3 protein-coding genes are annotated in these 20,245 nt (G+C 60.6%); all 3 read right to left on the bottom strand.

What is annotated here, in order from left to right; translation table 11 throughout:
- Positions 1 to 232 precede the first annotated feature (232 nt).
- On the bottom strand, positions 233 to 682 hold the full coding sequence (locus IG627_RS08005; protein WP_193191836.1) for an REP-associated tyrosine transposase: 450 nt from the start codon (positions 680 to 682) through the stop codon (positions 233 to 235).
- 149 nt (positions 683 to 831) lie between these two features.
- On the bottom strand, positions 832 to 5,934 hold the full coding sequence (locus IG627_RS08000) for an OmpA family protein (protein WP_226864846.1): 5,103 nt from the start codon (positions 5,932 to 5,934) through the stop codon (positions 832 to 834).
- 152 nt (positions 5,935 to 6,086) lie between these two features.
- Positions 6,087 to 19,640, bottom strand: a complete 13,554-nt coding sequence (locus tag IG627_RS07995) for an isopeptide-forming domain-containing fimbrial protein (protein ID WP_226864845.1) — start codon at positions 19,638 to 19,640, stop codon at positions 6,087 to 6,089.
- Between the last annotated feature and the right edge of the window lie 605 nt (positions 19,641 to 20,245).

The following is a 20,245-nucleotide window of genomic DNA, read 5'->3' as shown; positions in this document are numbered from 1 at the left end:
TCTAGTGATCCGGGTTCGGGATGTCCAGACACTCGCGACAATTTATTTTGAAATCTTGCCTTCCCTTCTCCGTTCACGGCTTTCGGAAAAACTGACAGGCCGCTAGCACTGTAGGAGCCTGCTTGCAGGCGAAAAGTTAAGGACTCCGTAGCCGTTCGCTTGCAAGCAAGCTCCTACGACCGCCAAGGATGGCGGAGTGCCGCCCAGCGGAAATACGGAATGCCTGACAGATTCACAACCAAACCGCATCCCATAGAGGGTAATCACGCAATGAGGTCACCAGGCCAGCGCGCAATGGGTTGGCGACGACGTACCGGGCCACACTTTTCAAATCCTCCTCCCTGCGCAGCGCGTGATCGTGAAAGCCGCGCTGCCACACTGGGCCCACTCGATGTCCGCGCAAGGCTTTGGTGGTCAGGGATTTTACTTTTTGTACTCTACTGGAGAGATCGGCCAATTCGCTGAGTTGAACCAACCAGTGGATATGATCCGGCATTACCACGTAACAGAGTGTCGCCGCGCTGTCTTCCACCGCCATCAAGGCGTGAACGAAACTGCGGCCCAGCCAGAAATTGGAAAAGACCTTTTGCCGCCGAAAGCAAACGGCGGTAACCAAGTAAATGCAATTTGATTCACTGTGCCGGCCCAGCCGTAGGCGGTGGCCTTCTGCTTTCCTTGCCATCGGGCCGTTTTAGCGCAAGTCAGCTTCGCTTGCAAGCAAGCTTCTACGCAGTGCCTGTAGGAGCCTGCCTGCAGGCGAACAGGGACGGTACCACTTAACCATTCGCCTGCAGGGCAGGCTCCTACGGGGCTCGTAAAAGCCCTCCCCCATCACAGCTTTCCGATCACGTTCAGGAACACGCCCTGGCTGTCGTAATCCAGCTGTGTCAGGTCATCCGAGAAGTCGGTAAAGTTGTAGCCCACTCCCACTTTCAGATGCTTGCCCATATGCCGGTAGAGGCCGATCAGGGCGCCACTGCGGCTGTCCTGGGCATCCGGCAGGTCGAGCATGCGCCCCTCGATCAGCAGGTCCCATCGATTGACGAAATGCCAGTCGGCACGGACCACGTACAGGCTGGCGCGGCTGTCGAAGAACTCCGGATCCTGCCGATCCAGGCTCAGCTGGCCAAGGCGATAGGCGTACTTGGCTCCCAGGGTCCAGCGACGGCTGACGTCGTAGCTGGCATCGACGGAGAAGATATGGCTCTTCTGGATAAATTCCGCGGAGGTATTGGTCACCGTGACCTGATCCCGGGTCGGCACATTGTAGAAGTAGGTGTACTTCAACAGCGTATTCAGGCGATCGTTACTGACCGGGCGATAGGCGTAGCCCATCACCGCCTCGGTAAACTTGCCGTCGTAGAACTCGCCCTGGGAGCTCTTGCTGTCCGAGTAATTCAGTTTGCCCACTAAACGCCAGTCGGGGTTGATCTGGAAGCTGAGGGTGTTTTTCAGCAGCCAGGTGTCCCGCTCCGACTCGGTCACCGTCTCCTCGTCCACCGGTGTCTCCATCGCATCGGTGCGATATTCGACCGCGGAGGCGAGGCGGATATCGCCGTCGTTGAAGCCGGTATTCACTCCGATGGCACGGCGGTCCGTCTGGGCCCCGGTGCGCGGGTCTTCCAATGTGCCCGCCTCCACAGAGGTGCCGTAGGTCCAGCGGTCATTCGGGGCCAGGTCCATGCCCAGGGCGTGGGTCAGGCCGGTGGAGACGTCACCGTGGTTGTACTGCTCCTCGCCGTAGATGCTCAGGCTGTCGGAGTAGCGGCTGCGGAAACCGGTACTCATATTGCCCTTGCGCGCGCGCACGCCGGTGTCGGTGCGCTCGTTGTCGAGGGTGTAGTTCAAGTAGAGGTTGGTGCGATCTGTCACCAGGTAGTCGCTGCCCAGGCGCGCGGCGGTGCCGGTATCGCCGCCGGACAGCTCGCTGTCCAGGGTCAGCCGCTCGCTGACACGGTAGGCACCACCGAGGCCGACACGGTTGTTTTCCTCGCGGGTACCTGTCACTTCCACTGTACCCTGCACGAACCCGAAGGCACTCCAGTTCTCGCCGGAATCGTAGGCGGCCTCCACCGCCATATCGGTCCTGTCGCCCTGGGTCTGGGTGGCGGGCACTACCGGGGAGAAATCCTCGCGGGTATCGGCGCGGGCGCCGGTATTCATACGCCAGCTGTCGTTGATGCGGTAACCCACCATCAGGTCCACAGCGCTGGTCTGCAAGCCGAAATCTTCCTCCTTGCTGTCGGCCTTGAGACCGACATCGAAGCGTTCACCGATGGGCATATTGACGCTGGCACCATATTGGGTGGTATCGCCGTTGACGAACTGGCCCGGCGCCGAGAAGCCGGCCTCGCGCTGCTGGTGATAGAAGGTACCGGATCCGCGGCTGCCCTCGAAAAAGTCGGAGAGCTGCAGGCTGCCTTCCACCTTGGATGCGCCCGCCTTGGCCTCCGGATCCAGCGGCTGCTGCTGGTCGAAACTGAAACCGCCATCGTAGGAGTTGACGCTGTCCAGGTTGCCGCCCTGGCTGTCCGCCACTTCGAGCTTCAGCCAGCTGCCGGCGCTCTTGCGCAGGGTCAAATCCACGCCCTGCAGGGAGGTTTCATTGTCATCCTCGTCCTGCTGGCTGCCACTGATACCCAGTTTGACGTGGTCGCCGATCCAGTAGTGGGCGCGGCCGCCGATGGCCAGGGTGTCCATCTCATCAAAGCCTGGGGTGTACTCGTAGCGTGCCACCAGGAACTGCGGGTTGCCGTTGTAGGAGCCGTCCTGGATCAGCAGGTTGTCGTTGGCCAGTGCCGACAGCGGCTTGTTCAGCAGCACGCGCCCCTGAATGTAATCGATATCGTAATCGATCACCGGGCTCAGGTTTTTCACGCCCAGTACCAGGCCGGAATCCTTGTCCCGTACCTCCACGCGCAGGCGTTCGGAACCACTCAGGATATCCTGGTGGCGCAGGAAATACAGGGAGCCGCCGGTACCGCGGTACTCATCGCGCCCGGCGATGGTGCCGGGCTCGGCACTGAAGGCATCCACCTGGAAACGCTTCTCGCCGAATTCAGTCACGGCGTCGCTCTCGTAGTGACCACTGGCACCGTAGAGGGCACGGTCGATATGGGCCAGCTCATTGTCCGTATAGGCGGCCTTGAAGTTACCCCAGAGTCCGTAGTCGTCGTACTTGGACAACTTCACATAGAACTTACCGGAGGTGGGCGCGTCCTCGACCACCGTGGAATCGTCGCCGAAAGTGGGATAGTAGAGATCGCTGTCCAGGCGGCGGAACAGCGCATCGGGGGATTTCTCCAGGAAGTTGGAAAATATTTCGTCCACCGGCCCTTCTTCGGTATCCGCGCTGGCGGCCAGGCGCCAGCCGTCGCCGAAACCGCCGCTGGTGTAGAAGGCCAGGCGACCGTCGTAGCTGACGGAGTTGTCGTAGTGGGTCTCATCGCCGGTCACCAGTGCCGCCGGGCCGTTGGTCTTGTCGTAGCCGACGGTCAGGTCGGCGATACCGACGGTAAACCAGTCATTGCCGGCAAACTGCAAATCGCGCAGGAACAACTCACCGTTGCCCTCGGTATCCAGCACAGCCACTTCCACCGTGTGCATGCCGCGATCAAAAATCTGCTCGGCGACAAACTGGCCCTCGGCGTTGACCGGCACCGGGTTGCCCGCCAGCCACACGGTGTGATTTGCAGGAATCTGCGCACCGTTGACCAGCACCGAGTTACCGTCCAGCGGGATATTGCGGCGCGCCAAGCGGTTTTCACCGTAACCCACCAGCAGTTCCTGCTGCGGATCTGCCTCTTCCTCAACGGGATCCACACTGTCCACCAGCCACAGGGTCTGCGCGCGGGTCTCGTCGTAACGGCCCTGGTCGTCGTAGGCGCGCAACAGGTATTGCAGCTTTTTCAGCGGTGCCTGGAACTCCTCGAATTCCGCCTGCCACTCGCCCTCGCCGCTCTCATCCAGCTCCACCACCGCCAGCGGCGTGTCGCGCAGGGACTGCTCCTCCTCGAACAGGCGCACCTCGGCGCGCTCGATAAACGATGGGTAGTTGCTGTAGCTTTTAAACTGCACGCGGCTGTCGGCGATCTCGGTTTCCGGATCGTCGGCGTAGCGAATGGCATTGGGCCAGGCGCTGACATTCAGGCGCGGCTGCATCTTCTTGTTGTCGAAGCGGAACTGGATATTGGCATTTTCCAGCGCCACATCGGTACAGCGCTGCAGGTCGGCGGAGTTCTTGTAGGGGTCGTACTCCGGGCTGCCGTCCACCGTGATGCGCATCAGGTTCAAGCCGTAGGGATTGTGGGCCAGGGCCTCGCGGTCGATGCGCTCGATTTCCAGGCGATCTTTTTCCGCCAGTACCGCCAACTCGTCGTAGAGCACCTGGACTTCCACACGGGCGCCGTCCAGCTGGATAAAGCCGGTCGCCACCACGTCTTCCGACTGCACATAGCCGCGGCCCTCGAATTCCACCTGCTCGTCAGTGAGCTGTAGTTCCTGCTGCGCCTGCTCCATGGCGCGGCGCGCACGGGCGGAAGAGAGGCCCACGTCATCGCCGTAGACCATTGCCTCGCGGCGCTCCATACGCTCGTTGTCGCTGTAGCCGATAAAACTGAGGCGCACATTGGCCTTGCCGGCGATCTCCGCCATGGCATTGCGCATCTGCATCAGCTGCGCCTGGGAAATCAGCGGGTCGCCGTTATCGAAGCGAATCGGGGCAATGGGGCCGTTCAGGGATTCGTGCGCGATGGTGATGGTCTCCGCCGCGGCCGCCTCGGGACAGGCCTGCACGCCGTCGCCGGCGGTCTCAAGAGGGTCGTCATACCAGAACTCCACCTCGATGCGGCGGTTCAGTGCGCGGCCCTTGGGTGTATCGTTGGCGGCCAGCGGCTGGGTGGCGCCCACACCGCTGCTGGTCACCATGGTGCCCGGCAGCTTCAGCGCATCGCGCACCGCCAGAGCGACTCTTCTGGCCTCGGCGCGGGACAGGGCCATATGGTCGCTGTACAGCTTCGCCGGTCCCTCCGGCAGCGGCAGTGCATCTGTGTGACCGACGAAGTGAATCACCAGATTATTCCTGTCTGCCAAATTCGCGCGCACTTCGCGGATGCGGCGCACGAAGGCCTCCGGCAGATCCACCTGACCCGGCTGCCAGCGCAGCGGCGTTACCAGGTTTTTCAGGCGCGCGCGCTGCTCGCTGCCAGCGGTGTAGTGCAGGCGGCAGACAGTCTCCTGGCGGCACACCTTGACCCGGTTCAGCGCCAGCGCCTGGGCGCGGGCCTGCTCGGCCATGGCGAATTCGTCCAGCGCATCGTAGCTGAGTTGTATTTGCACGCGGCGGTTCAGCTCGCGTCCGGCGGTGGTGATATTGTCCGCGACCGGCTCGGCGTCACCGCGTCCCTCGTAGGAGACCATCTCCTCCGGCAGCGCCAGCGCCAGCTGGAAAAATTCGGCCACATGCTGCGCGCGGGAGCTGGTGAATTCCTGCTTGTCGAGGAATTCCGCCAGCTGCTGCTGGCTCAGTGGATCGCTGTCGGTGTGGCCGATAAATGTCAGCTTCAGGTTGGGTTTTTCGCCCAGCTCGGTCAGTTTTTCCCGCAGAGCCTCAACCGCGTCTGCGGCGATCTCATCGCCCATCTCCCGGAACAGCAGTGGCTCGATCGCGTCTTCCTCGATCACCGGCTCCGGCGGCTCGACAAAAGCGGTAGCGTCCTGAACCCACTGGCGGCGCGGCTGGCCGAGGAGCATGGACTCGGTGTTATTGCCGATCGGTTTCTCCTCGAAAGCCACCTCCGGCTCGGCCTCTTCAACCTCCGGGGACAGTCCCGGAATTTTTTTCCAGACCTGCCACCAGGGAGCCTCCGGCTGTACGGCTTCTTCCACCTCCTGCGCATGGGTCGGAAGCGCGAGCAGCAGGGCGAGTGCTGTCAAATGCGGAATGCGGAATGCGGAATGCGGAGTAAACCGCGAAAGCCACCCCGTAGCTTTTCTCATCCTACGGAATTTTCCGGGTCTACTTTCTTTCATTCCGCATTCCGCATTCATCATTCCGCATTTATAAATTCCGCATTCACAAGAGGACATCAATCGAATCCTCCATTGCTCGGCGGCGCGCCGCGCCGCCAGAAGACTTCGGTTTCAATCGTCAGTTCGTAGTCGCCGTAGTTGCGCGCCCAGTCGTCGGCAATCTGTGCCTTGATGGCTTGCAGGCGCTCTTCCACCAGGCTCGGCTCTTCATTCTCCGCCAGGTAGGAGAGGCGCAGCAGTGACGGCGCTTCACTCAGTTTTTCCAGCAGCAGTTCCGTGCGCGAGTGCCACTGCGGGCGCAGCTCGGTGCTTTCGGGTTCAAACACGGCCTCGGCCATATCCAGGCGCACTACGCGGTGCAGGCTGGTGCCAAAGTTGAACTTGAGCATCTTGCCTCGGGTAGCGCGCAGTACCCGCGGGTTTTCCGTGGTCAGACGATAGCCGCTGGGCAGGCTGCGGTCGTCGAGCTTGAGCACAAAATTGGAACCGCGATCCTGATTGGGTACTACCGCACAGGTGATATGGAATCGGCCGTGGGCATCGGTGGTGGCATTGAGACCGGTAGCCGTCACCACCCGCGCGCCGGGCACACCACCCTCACCGGGATCCTGGTAGCCGTTCATATTCCTGTCGTCGTAGACCTTGCCGATCACGTCGGTACAGTCGAAGGTCGGGTCCGGCACCACGCGCACCGTGGCCGAGGCCTCACCGGAAGCCTGCTGGCCGGAGAGCTGGTTGAACATACGCGCGCGGTTCACGTACTTGCCCTCGCCAACACCGGAGCCGACGACCAGCAGGAGTTTCACCTCGCGGGTCTGGTCCGCATCCACGCGCAGGTCCGGCCAGATCAGCTGCAGACCGTTCACCTGCGGCTCCGCCGACTCGCCATCGAGGCGCGCAGATCCGGCCACGTATTTGAAGCCGGCGGGGAAGAAATCCACCAGCTGCAGGTCCGCCAGCGGCACCGGCAATGTGTTGCCGAAGGTGATGGTGTAGGGCACCAGTTGCGAGCGGGTCACGTTCAACAGCGCCGCCGTCTTGGTGATCGACAGGGCGCCGTCCAGTTGCGGGTCCAGCGCAATATGGTTGTTGAATAGCTGGCTCTCACCCGGAATCAGCTTGTCGTCCAGGGTCAGGCGCAGGTAGTAGTCGGTGGCCGCATCGCGGGCATCGATATCCAGGGGCGGCGGCAGTTCGGACAACTGCGCTTCACAGTGCTCCGCCGTACCCGGCACCATATCCGCATTGCTGCCGAGACAGGCGCCCACATCGAAGCCGGCGGTCTCCGCATCCGTTTGCGGCGGAATGATCAGCGACTGCCCGGCGACATAGTCGTCACCCGGCGCCTGTACCTGGATCAGGTAATCCTGGTTGGCGGAACAGGCGGCATCGCTGAAGTTGATATCGAACTTGTAGTAGCCACCGGCCTGGGTTACCTGGTCCTGCTGCTTCTCGTCGTCGAAACAGCGATCCGGCAGCGCCTGCCCTGTCGACGCACGCAGCATGGTAACTGTGGCACCGGCAACCGGCTGGCGCAGCACGGAATCGTAAATTACACCATTGGGCGTAATCGGCAGGTTCAGGTTCTGTGGGTTGGCCCCCGAGCCCACAAAGATCTCACTGATCAGCTGGGGCCCGTTGGTAAAGTCCGAACTGGTGATGCCGAGCGAAGCCGTGCTCTCAGCCGCATCGGGCGCGGTGTATTTCAGCTCGTAACTGGCGCCGCCCGCATAGTTGGGGACCAGGCCATCGAACTGGAAATAACCGTTTTCATCGCTCTGCACGGTTTCCAGCAACGCATTGTTGAAATGCAGCTCCACGGTCCAGTTCAACAGCAGCCGCTCTTCGGCATCCAGCTGCTCGTTGAAATTCACATCGTGCCAGAGGTAGCCGTTCAGGTTGGCGATACCCGGCGTACCGCCCACATCGATGGCGACACTGGCCCGATTGTTGGACGGGGGATCGTTCCACTGCACTTCGGCGGTGTTCAGTACCCGGTAGCCGATTTCCAGGCTCTCCGACAGTTTGGCCTGGAAACGCAGGGTCGCGGTGTCACCCGGCTGCAGCTCGCCGTAGACCGCGGCGAAGTCCGCGGTAATCACGGAACCATCCACGGCAATACCATCGGCCTGGCCGTTCAGCAGCGCCGAGTCGGCAACGTAGGTGAGTACGTTCTCACCGGCCACCAGCAGGTCGTCGGTGATGGCCACATAGGTAGCCGGCACCGCGCTGATATTGGTGACCTTCACCAGGTATTCCAGGGTCGCACCGGCCTCCGCCGCGCCGCCGCCGACAACCGCCACTTCCTTGGTGATCGACAGCTGCTGCGCATCGCCCACCACCACTTCGGTGGGCTGGGCGCCGTTGGACGGGTTGCCGTCGGCATCGGTCAGGGTCAGCGGCAGCTCCACACTGTAGACGCTGCCCTGGTTGCTGATCACGGTCCCGGTCGGCGTACCCGCATTGACGGTCACATCGAAGGTCACCGTCGCCGTCTGTGCGGAGGTGATCACGCCCTCGTCGGCGCCCGGCAGCGGCGGCGTCAGGTCGTCGGAGGAAATCGGCAGACCGGCGTCCAGCCTGGAGGTACCACCGCCGTTGTCCGCGACGGCAATGCCGTTCAGGGTGGTACTGCCGGCCACATAGGTGGTATTGGCCGGCAGCTGATCGGTCAGTGCCACCTGGGTCGCATCCACGCCGCCCATATTTGTCACGGCGATGGTGTAGCGCAGCACATCGCCCGGATCGACAATACCCGCGGATATATTGTCCACCGCGATTTCCACCGTCTTGTGCGCAATCAACAGCGGCACATCGCCGACGATATCGATGGTCGGGTCGTTGGGCGCGTCGGTGGACGGATCATCCGAGGGCACCTCCTCAAAGGCACCGCTGCCGGCGCCGGCGCCGTTGACGAAACCCTGGTTGGAAATAATCGTGCCGTCATTGACATCGTTGATGGTCACATCGAAGCCGACTACCAGCGCCGCAGCGCCGCCGGCTGCCGCACCGACAACCCCTTCCGCCTCGCCGGGAGAACTGATCGGGAGGCCGGAAGCCAGCGGCGTAGTGCCGCCGACATCGCCGACTGCCGTGCCGTTCAGTGTCGTGGTACCAGCCACATAGGTGGTGTTGGCCGGTACCTGGTCGCGCAACAGCGCGTCGACAATATTTTCATTGCCGATGTTTTCCACGCGGATGCTGTAGCGCAGAGTATCGCCGGGCATCAACAAATCGGCGTCGCCGGTAATATCCACGGAGGTCTTCTGCACCACCAGCTGCGGCGCTGAATCGATGATGACCCGGGTCGGATCCTCATCGCCGGCCACATCCGGATCGTCGGCGCCGTTGATATTCGGGTCGTCACTGTCCTGTAGCAGCTGGCCGGGCAGCCGCACCTGGGCCTGGTTCAGGACCGCAGTGCCGCTGTCGATCACTGCCGCCAGAGTCACTTCGTAGGTGACTTCCAGGCTGCCGCCAGCCGCCAGGCTCAGGTCACTCAGGTCCAGCAGACCGCTGTTGTGGGTGCCGCCGTTCGCATCGGAATTATTGGTTCCGCCGCTCACGACGATATTGGCCAGGGATCCCGACTCAAACAGCGGCAGGCTGTTTAGACGACCCAGGTCATCGGTAATCTGGATACCATCCACGTCGACGCTGCTGAGGTTGGTCAGCGTCAAGGTGTAGCGCAATACATCGGTGGGGGCGGCGACACTGGCCGGACTCTGTCCCGCGGTGACATTCTCCACCGTCTTATAGAAGGACACACTCGGCACCGCGGCGCTGACGGTATAGGCGTCCTCGTGGTCGAGGGTACCCGGGGTGCCGTCGGTCGGCGCCGCGCGCGTATACTGGCGCGCATCCGGAGCCGCGCTGTCCCAACTGTGCCAGAGTTCCACGCCGGCGATATTCGTCAGCGTATCGCCATCGACAGTATCCGCATCCAGGTAGGCGTCGTAGCCAATGCGCAGGTGATGGTCCGCCGGGACGGACGCGGCGGCGCCGACGGTGGTCACCGTCAGGGTACAGCTGGCGCCATCGAAGGCGGTATTGAAGTGCTCGCCGGCGTTCAGGGTCGCAACACTACCGCCGCCACCATCGACGATTTCCGCAGTGAAATTCGCCGGCGGTGCCTCGCACATACCGCCCGGGCTGTTGTCCGGCAGTATATCGGTAATGGCAATATCCCAGGCGGGGCCGGTACCGATATTGTGCACGTCCAGGGTAAAGCGACCCGGCAGGCCGGACTGCACGCTGGCGGGGCCGGACTTGGTCATCGTCAACGCAGTCGGCTCGACCACCAGCATATCCGCGGTACTATTGCCCGCACCGCTACCCTGCCCTGCTGCGGTGTTGTCATTCTCGTAGTTGTAACCGTAGGTGGCGCTGTTATTGAACGCCAGTCCGTCCACATTGGGCGGATTGCTGTCGCGCAGGCGCAGGGTTACATCGATCACCACCTGCTCGCCCGGCGGCACATCGATGCCGTTGGCAGTGTCCTCGATCACCAGGTCGGTGCCGGAACCGGTATTGACCGGCGTAAACACCGCACTGCCGGAGACCTTGGCCGCCTCGACAAACACCAGGTCAGCCGCGGATGTATCCAGGTTCATACGGACCTGCACATCGTGCAGTGCCGTGCTCTGCGTCGTTTCCGGAATGGTGATCCGGTAGCGGAAGGGCTCGCCGATGGACGCATGGGGCTGGGTGTTTTCGATCAGCAGCGGTGCCGCATTGGGAGTATTGAACTGCACGCTCTCGACGGCGGTGGGGCCATAGTCCTCGCGCATATCCACTGTGGCAGTGGCGCTGCCCAGCGAAGGCAGGTTGTCATCGTCCAGCGAATAATAGAACTCAACGAAGGCGGCATTCTGCAGGTTCAGGCCCGCACCCAGATTGCTGTCGGCTGTAACCCGATAGACCAGCTCAACTGTTCCGCCAACAGGAACATCACTGAGTTGGTTCCAAACCATTTCACCCGTCGATGGGTCAAAATTAGGGAGCGATGAGACAATCGGACTGCCGTTCACAGAAACAGACTGGACCTGTACTCCGCCCTGGCGCAGACCATGGGGAATGGTATCGCGGAATATCATATCGTAGGCGGGTGCCGAACCATTGTTGGTGATGGTCACCGTGTAGTCGACAGTGTCATTGGGCGCGAGGGTACTGCCGTCCGCCGGGTTGGAACTGATCGCCAGCGCCAGGTTCGGCTGCAGCAGATCCAGCGTCTCGCCGTCGTTGCGGCTCTCTGCACCTGTAGCCGCGTCGAAGCTGAAGTCCACATTATTGGTCAGCGGCGTATTGTTGGCCGGCCAGGGGTGCACATCCCCATTCAGTACCCGCGCGCGGTAGCGGATAACGAATTCGTCGTTGGCCGCGCTGTTGTCGCCAGTGTTGACCAGGTCGGCGACATTCCAGCTTACGGTGGTCGGGCCCACGGCCGGGTCGCCGGCCTGCACCGGCTCGGCAATATCGCCGTGGCTGAAGGGTGCGGTTGCCGCAAACGGAGCGCTGCTGTCGCCGTTGATCGCCAATGTGCCGTCAAACACCATGCCTTGCGGCAATGTATCGGTCATGACCGCATTGGGCGCACTGCCCTCCGGCAGGGAGAGGCGCAGTTCGTATTCGACGAAGTCACCAATCCGCAGCTGCGCGTCACCGGTGCCGTAGCTGTCGTCCAGACGGGTCTTGGCAATGGTGCTGTCGTTGGCGGCGGTGAGCTGCGCTATCTCATCCTTGATAACGTAGTCGTTCAGGGCCGGCAATTCGGAACCGTTGCGCTCGTAGATGCTGCTGTTGTCCTCGTTGAGGCTGGTCCACTCGATACGACCGGTGCCGGAAAGGTCGCTTGCCGCCAGCGTGGTGTCGAGCACCAGGACGTCAAATACCAGCTGACTGCTGCTGCCCGCTGCAATATCCAGGTCGCTGTTGCTGCGGTTCCAGTCCAGGGTCTGCGCGGTGTTGGTGCCGTCACCGGCCACTGCGGGGTCTGCGATAGCGCTGCCGCCGAAAGTGGCGCTGCCGGAAACGTATTCCAGCCCCATGGTCAGCTGTTCGCTGACGACCAGGTCCAGTGCATCGGAACTATCTGCACTGCCAGCCTCGCTCAGATCTAGGGTAAATCGCAGGATATCGCCTGCATCCGGGGCGTCACCCGGGCTGGTCTGGTTATCGAGAGTTTTCGCCAGACTGAGCTGTGGCTCGACAATGGTCAGGTTCGGCGCTGTGCCATTACCGCCATCCTGCGCGGCACCACCATCGACAGTCGCGTAGGTGTAACTGGCAACATTTTCGAAGCCGCGACCAGCCTGCGAGATGGAACTGTTGGCGACACGCGCGCGAATCTCGATCTGTACGCGAGTACCTGCCGGAATCAGATCGATACGCAGGTCCAGGTCGTTGCCGCTGGAATTGGAGTCATCAATAGAGAAATTGTTCGCACTCACATCCTGGACACTGATCAGCTCCAGGCTCGGATCCAACGTATCCGTGACCGCGATATCGTAAATTGCGGAACTGGTATCGGTGGCCGGCACCATCAACTGGTAGACCACTTCTTCACCCACGGCCGCAGTGCCGTCCGCCGGCTGCAGCAGTAATTTCTGCAGTGGATCGACGCTGGTGGGCGCAGTAGACATCTGGAAACCGGTACCGAGATTAACCGGGCCGTACTGCTGGCCACTGGAGGCCGGCAGAGACCAGTACTCATCCACAATAAAGGAGTTGAACCAGGTCTGGCCGCCGCCAACATCGGTATGGAAGCCAATATCGTAGTCAATATCCAGACAGGCACCGACGGCGATCGGAGTGCTGAATTGGAACAGCATATCGCCGCCGCGGACCGCCGGCGCCGTGTAGGTGTAGTCAGTGCCGGCGGCGAGTGGATTGCCGTCGACAGAAATCTGCACATTGGCGATGGAAGTTTCGTCCATCTGCGTTGCCAGATCATCAGTCAACGACAGATCGTAGGCAGGTGCCAGGCCAGAGTTACAGGCGTGCAGGGTGAACTGCATTACGTCTCCGGCCAGGTCGGTCACGACATAGGGGCTGGCCTTGCCGTTGCGCTCAGTTTTACTCAGGCCGTCGATCACCGGTTGCAGCACGGTGATGGTCGCATCGTCCTGCAGTGTCGACGCGGCGCCGGTGTAGCTCAGGCTGGCGGTGTTGGTCAGGGTCGCGCTGGGCGCGGCAATACCGGAATCTTCGGTAACTGTCGCCGTATACTCGACAATAAACGCGTTGGTGTTGCCGAACTCGCTGGTGATATCGCCCAGATCCCAGGTAACGGTACCAGTGGTACCCGCTGTCGGCACGCTGTTGGCCGAGTAGGTAAAGCCGTTCAGGCTGTCGCTGTAGGGGGCAGCATTATCGCCGTTGACGCTGAGCACCGATTCGAAGGTCAGGCCCGGTGGCAGCTGGTCACTGATGATGACCGCCGGCGTGGTGCCAGACTGCAGATTCAGTTCCAGGCGGTAGGTGACGGTATCCCCCACACGCATCTCGCCGACCGCGGTATCGATATCCGTATCGGCGATCGCATCTTTGACGATACTGGTGTTGTCGACGGTATCGATACTCGCCTCTGCCGGACCAACACAGTAGTCGTCCGGGTCGGTAGTGGTCGGGCAGCCCTCACCATCACGCTCGTAGGCGGTATCGTTGGGACTACTGTTATCCAGCGAGGTCCAGTCCAACATCACGCTGTTGTTGATCGGATTGCCGAATACTCCCATTACCTTTGCGCGATAGGTCAATTCCAAAGTGCCGCCCAGGGGCAGGTCAAGACTGTTATCACCGTTGTCGCGCCCCCATACCAGGGGGCCGGACGGTGCGCCGGCCGGTGTGGCGACAAAGCCTGAAACGGGACTTCCATTCACCGTGGCTGTGGGAGTAGAGCCGTTGTCGAACTGCAGTTCAGGTGGAAGCGTATCGACTAGATTCAGATCGAAAGCGCCGGCGCTGGAGGTGGCGTTGTGAGTGACGGTAATCACATATTCCAGTACGTCGCCACCTACTGGTAGGTTGCCCGGATTGGTGGCATTGCTGACGGCTTTGCCAATGTTCAGCTGCGGCTCGACCGCTGTTACTGCCGCAGTGTTGTCGTTCAGGTTTTCCGTCGCACCACTCTCTCCATGGCTGTAGGAGAGGGTTGCGTCATTCTGTAGGCTGTCACCGGCATCGGTGTCTGTATCATTGTTGATCCGGGCAAAGTAGGTGATGCGAACACGCGGATCCACCGCGCTGCTGGCCGTATCGTTCTCGCTCGCAGTATCTACCGCACCGACATCCCAGGTAGCAGCACCGGTGCTCTCGTCGGTGGGAACAGTTAACAGCGAGCAATCCGGATCACTCGCCGGGGCCGTGGCTCCATTGATGGACTCAATATCCTGGTACTCACAACTGACCGGATAGTTTGCATCATCGGTATTCAGCACATAGCTTACCGAGCCCGCATTCAGCTGGTCGACGATGTTTACATTCTGGCTGACACCCTCCGGTAATTGGATTTCCAGCTGGAACTGCTTGTGTGCACCGATGGTGGGCACCACAGACGGGTCCAGATCGGTCTTGCTGAATACCAGTGGCAGCACTTCGGTCTGTGCCGCGGCATTGGTTTCGTAGTCGTTGATACTTCCAGGTTGCGGATCCGCTTCACCGGGCAGCTGGCCATTGCGCATGCCCTCGGCGGCGCCGTCGGTGCCAATGCTGTTGGAACTGTTGAGCGCTACATCCTGACCGGGCAGCGACTGCCAGCGGGCCTGAATAGTGTTGTCGAGAATTTCCTGTGGCTCTACGTCCTGATCTACCTGTACCTCAAAGGTGAAGGACTTGGTCTCGCCGGGCGCGATTACATAATCGCTGTTGGCACGGTTCCAGCTGAATATCGGAGCATTGGCGCCGACAGTCGTCGTATCAATATTATCAGGCGGATCAGTACCCGCAACGCCCGAGGCCTGCAGGAAGGTCAGTTTCTTGCCGCTGAGATCGTCCAGCACCTGAAGATTGTAAGCGTTGGCGGTACCGGTGTTTTCCGCGGTAACGGTGATCGTGAGAATATCGTCCGCATCGCTGTTGGTGACGGCAAAGGATTTGCTCAGGACGATAACCGGCTCGGTAACCTGAACCTCCACCTGGCCATAATCGAGACTGTGATCATTGTTGCCTTCGTCGCGCCATTCCAGGGTGGCATTGGTTGCCGGTCGGCCATTGATCAGGGAAGTGCCGTCATTATTGGCGGTACTGTTCTGCACCCGGGCAATAAAGGTGAGCTCGAATGTGAAGCGGTTCGAATCCCGGTCAGATGACGGATTGGTGAGCACCACATCGCCAAATGCCCAACGCACCTGGTTGTCGGTACAAGTGGGCGCAACATCGCCCACATCGGTGAGGTCCGGGCGCTTGAACCCGGCGGCACTCCAGGGTGCGTCGTTGCTCAGGTCGATGGTGGGTGCATCCGCACAAATCAGGCCCGACGGTAAATCGTCGGTGACCGTGAGATTGCGTAATTGGGCCACCGGCAGCTCGGCGGTCAGCGTGTATTCGATTTCCTCACCGATTTTGACCGGCTGGGTGCCGCTGCCCACCAAAGGTGTTTCCGACAGGGCGGTGATGGTCTTCGGCTCGGTGGTCGGTTCAGTGAAAGTCAGCGAGGCTTCGGCTTCGGTATTCGCATCACCGGACGCCGGATAGGTGCGCGCACCACCCAGCTCTCCGCTGCCCGGCGTGACGACGGTCTGATTTCCATGATCATTGCCACTGCCTTCCAGCGAATCGTAGTAGGTCACGACGACGGTATTGGTCAGCGTCTCGGATGGGGCGATGCGATCGTCAGGGTTCACCCGGTAATAGAGGTGCAGACTGGCACCCGCCTCCAGCCGACGCAGTCCGGTACCGTCTACGCCCTGGTCGTGGGAAAAGGTGATGACAGTGTCATTGCCATCATTCATGACATTACCGACGATGACACCTTCACCGCCAGCTTCGTCCACGACGCCATCGCCATCGTTATCAATGCCGTCGCTATCGAGATCCTCGATATAAAGTAAATCCGGCAGGGTATCTACCACCGTCAGATCGTAAACTGGCGGACGCGGGTGACCGCCCGCTGTATCCTCACTACTGACGGTAAGACGATAGATGTAGTCGTTGGTGGTGACAGCGCCCACATAGTCAGCGGTCCATCCGGCGCCGCAGGCTCCGGTCGCGGCGTTAAAATCAGAGACATCACAGATTTCCTTGACCACTTCGATCAGCGGTTCTGTAACGACTACATCGACGCGACGGATGGGCTCGTTGGGGTAGCCCACGGTGGTACCTTCCGACAGGGCCGGTTCACGACCCACCTGGCCGTTGCCGAAACGGTAGTATTCACGTTCACCGGTGTTGTTGTTGACAAAGGTGGCACCAAAGGTAGAGTCCAACACATTGGCGCTATTATCGCCGTGGACGTTCGGTGCAACCCTGTCATTCTGCACCTTGTTGAGCAGACGGCTGGTGGAATTGATGGTGAACCATTGATCAATATCCACGACATAATCGCTGTAGAGGTCACCGGGATCACTGCTGGTCTCGCTGCCGGTAAAGCGCCAACCAAAAGGACTGAATTCATTCAGGGGTGTCGTGGCCGGATCGTTGGGAGCCTGTGTAGCACCGGCGATTTGTGCTGTTACCAGTGGCGCAGTGCTTGAAATATAACTCTGACCATTCGGAATCTGATCCAGAACCTGGATATCGCGTACACCGATAAAGTTGAAGCCTCGGGACTCGAAACCAAACCAGCCACCGGTCTGGATACGGACGGTACATTCCTCACCGATCTGCACGTGCTCTGCAGGCTTGGCCTGACCGGGGAAAGTATTTGCCGACGCGCGGCTGACGTCAGCGGTGTTTTCATTACAGATGCCCAGATCCGGCACCCCGCCGTAATTGCCGGAATCGGTGTCACCCGCAGTCACCTGATCTTTTTTCAGGTTAAAGCCGATACCCCGCGACCAGTGCGCATCCAGTGAATAGAGGTTGCCGCGATCCACCTCTCCATCAGTGCGGGTATTGCCCACGCTGCCCGGGGCCGGGAACCACAACGGATTGCCATTGGTGATCGCAGTGGGATCGTTGACAGTAACCGAAGAAATGCTGCGGTTACCGCCGTTGTTGACCTGGCCCACGCCGACATTATTGACGCTGACCTGAGTCGCCGCGATGGTAAAATCGCTGAGCGTGAAGATTTCCCCCACAACATCGGCACGGAAGGTCAGGTCGTCGGCGGCGATACCGGCCGGGTCCGTGGTTTTGTTGACCTCAAACTCGAAGGTAGCGCTGGCACCCGCCGCAAGTGCCGCGTTAAATGGCACTCCATTGGGCTGACACTGGTAAACGGTGCCATTGGTGGGCAACGGCATGTGCAAATTGGTCAGCGAATCCGGTGGAGGATTGACCACCCAGACCTTGTAGGGGTCCGGCTGGGGTACGGGCGATCCGACCACGCTCGTTGGAGAACAACTGAAGCCCATCGGCGGCGTGGCATTGACTACATTAATCGTGGCCCCGAAACTGATAAAGGCTCGGAAGTTCCGCGCCTCATCACCGCCGTTGTTGGTCAGGGTGACCGACAGGGGCGTCGTCTGGCTGCGATCGTCGGTGAGGATGAACGTGGGCTGGTTGATGCTGATATCCAGCTCTTCCGGGTCGAAATCCACCGGTACGCCAGTATCCGTGGCGGCAAAGGTATTATTCTGGCCATTGCCGGTCATGGTGGATTGCAGCACGCCCTGGGCATCACAAAGCGTTTTGATCCGCATTACCAGGGTGTTGTTTAAACTGGAAAATCCGCTCAGGTCCGGATCGGTCTTCTCTCCGGGGCGCTGGTACAGGCTTGTGCTGGGATCTTCTTGTTGCACGTCCAGGTCGGCGGCGCGGTCGAAATAATCCGCCTCCTTCATCACCACCGCGAAGCGGATAACGACCACATCGCCGTGGCGCATCAGGCCGGTGCTCTCCTCGACCTGGTCGTTATCCGAATCTGTGGTGCTACTGGTCAGCTTGAATTGCGGCTGGGAGTTATTGAGATAACTGGTGGTGTCACTGGTGTTCCCCGGAATAGTGCCCTGGGCATTAACCCACTCCAACTGGTCCACACGTCCCTCATAAGCCCCATAGAGAGAATAGGCATTTTCGATAGTGGGCTCAAAGCTGGGGTCCACCACATACTCATCCGGCAGCACATCGCGCAAATGCCAGGCCATGCTCGGGTCGAACCAGACGGTACCTCTGCCCTCGTTGCGCAGGGTGACGGTCATCAGGCCGCGCATGCCCACCGGGCCGGTACCGGTAATACCGGTCAGTTGCCGCTCCACGCGTAGGGCGTTGGTGCCGCTGCCCAGGCCGTAGTAGGTATCCAGTCGCGCAGTTTCCGACTGGTTGGAATCGATACCACCGGGTGGCGTCTGCACCGCACAGCCAAACTCCACATCGCTGAAAGTATTGGTCAGCCGGCCAGAGGCACAGGAACCGTCGTCGTGGATCTTGCCGACCACATAGAGGTTGATATTGCCACCCTGGCGAATATCGATGGCATCGTTGGCAGTGCCGGGGTTCACCGCGTTCACGGTGCCCGCATAGGGGTTGGGAATGTTGTCGTTATGGCCGAAGGGCGCATCCACATCCCAGTTGGCCAGGACGGTGCCAGTGGCAGCGTCTGTAGCCACACAGTTGGATCCCAAAGGCAGGGCGCCATTATTGGCTGCGACTGCATCGGCTGCCGCGGCCGTCGGGCAGACATAGTTTGCATCCATCACGTCGGCGCGGCTCAGCAGGTCGTCGATACGCAGATCCTGCAGAGGCGCGTCACCGGTGTTGCGGATGTTGATCCGCCAGACGACGTCATCGTCGTTGTGACCGAAGACCTGATCACTGCGGGTGCCCTCGCGCTGGCCACTGTCGTAGTTCCAGCCCTGCTTGTTCAGAGCGATTCCCGGCTCGCGGATATCCACAGTGCCGGTATCCTGGTTAGCGGGGCGACTGTAGTTCTGCCAGAAATTGGTGGGCGGGTTGTCGGCATCTCCGGGAAAGTTGTCGTACCAACCGTTATTCCGCCAGTTATAGCGGAGGCCGGGATCATCTTCACAACCATCCCGCATGGTGTAGTTGATCGTGGCAGTGGCCAGGGGGGTTGTTCCGTAGAGAGATTCCGGGCTGTTGGTCGGGCGGCGGTGCACCGGAATGCGCACAGTAACAGTCCGACCCGGGGCCAGATCCGACATATTGCTGATAGTGACAGTGCTGGAGCCACTGACACTGCCGCCCAGCGGCAGCGTAGGTGCAACACCGGTATATCGTTCCAGCCCGTTAGTCAGGGCGATGGTGAGGCCGTTACTGCCAAAATCCAGTGCCGGGTTTTGCGAACCGTAATCAGGGTTGCGCCGGCTCTGGGTGACATCGTACCAAGCCGGGCCACCGGGGCCGGGAGGGTTATACCATACCTGAGTTACTCGAGTTTCATAGGGTTCATCACCGTCCGGCGCATTGGTACCGGCCCGGTAAGGGTTGGTGATTTGCACCTCCACAAACCCGTAGCCACAGAGTTCACAGTAGCCATTTTGTACGGTCACCAGGTTTGTAGGCGGGTTTTGCTCACCGACCACACAGATATCACCGTAGGCCGCCCAGGCGCTCCCGGATACCATCAAAAGCAGCAGGGCCGAAATCAACCGCCCAAATGCAACCAGCGGCATCTGCCGGCGGGTAAGCACCAAGCCAACAAGCGCATTCTTCCAAGATTTCCGTCCAGTTACTTCCGACATCATCGCCACTTATCAGCCGCCACTCTCGATTGAAACTCCTGTTTGCAGCACCCTCTGGTGCCGCTACCGGGTAGACACTCCCCGGTGGGCGAACTTTAGTCAGACGGCGGGTTTGGGGCCGTGAAGCAGGTCATAAATAGGGGTTTGGCAGGGAACTTTTTTAAGGTTTGCCAAGTAGTTCTCAGGGGAACTTGAGGTGGATTATTAAGTGACGGGTAGGAGTGAGTGGGGCGGGGGCTGGGCCGCTCTGGAGTGGTGGGTCGCTCCTCACCCTTTTGCAGGGTTGGAGTGGACTGCAAGACCGATCGCGGCCATGGGCCGCTCCTGCAGTTAGCCCTCCCCCCAGAGCGGGGGGGGCCCGGGGCGGGACTAGGGCGCCGGCAGGGAGGCGAGCGGGGAGGGAAAGGTGGTGG

Source organism: Microbulbifer taiwanensis (genome assembly GCF_014904815.1).
Taxonomy (GTDB): Bacteria; Pseudomonadota; Gammaproteobacteria; order Pseudomonadales; family Cellvibrionaceae; genus Microbulbifer; species Microbulbifer taiwanensis.
The sequence above is the reverse complement of the archived record's forward strand: the minus strand, read 5'-3'. Positions and strand labels throughout refer to the sequence as shown.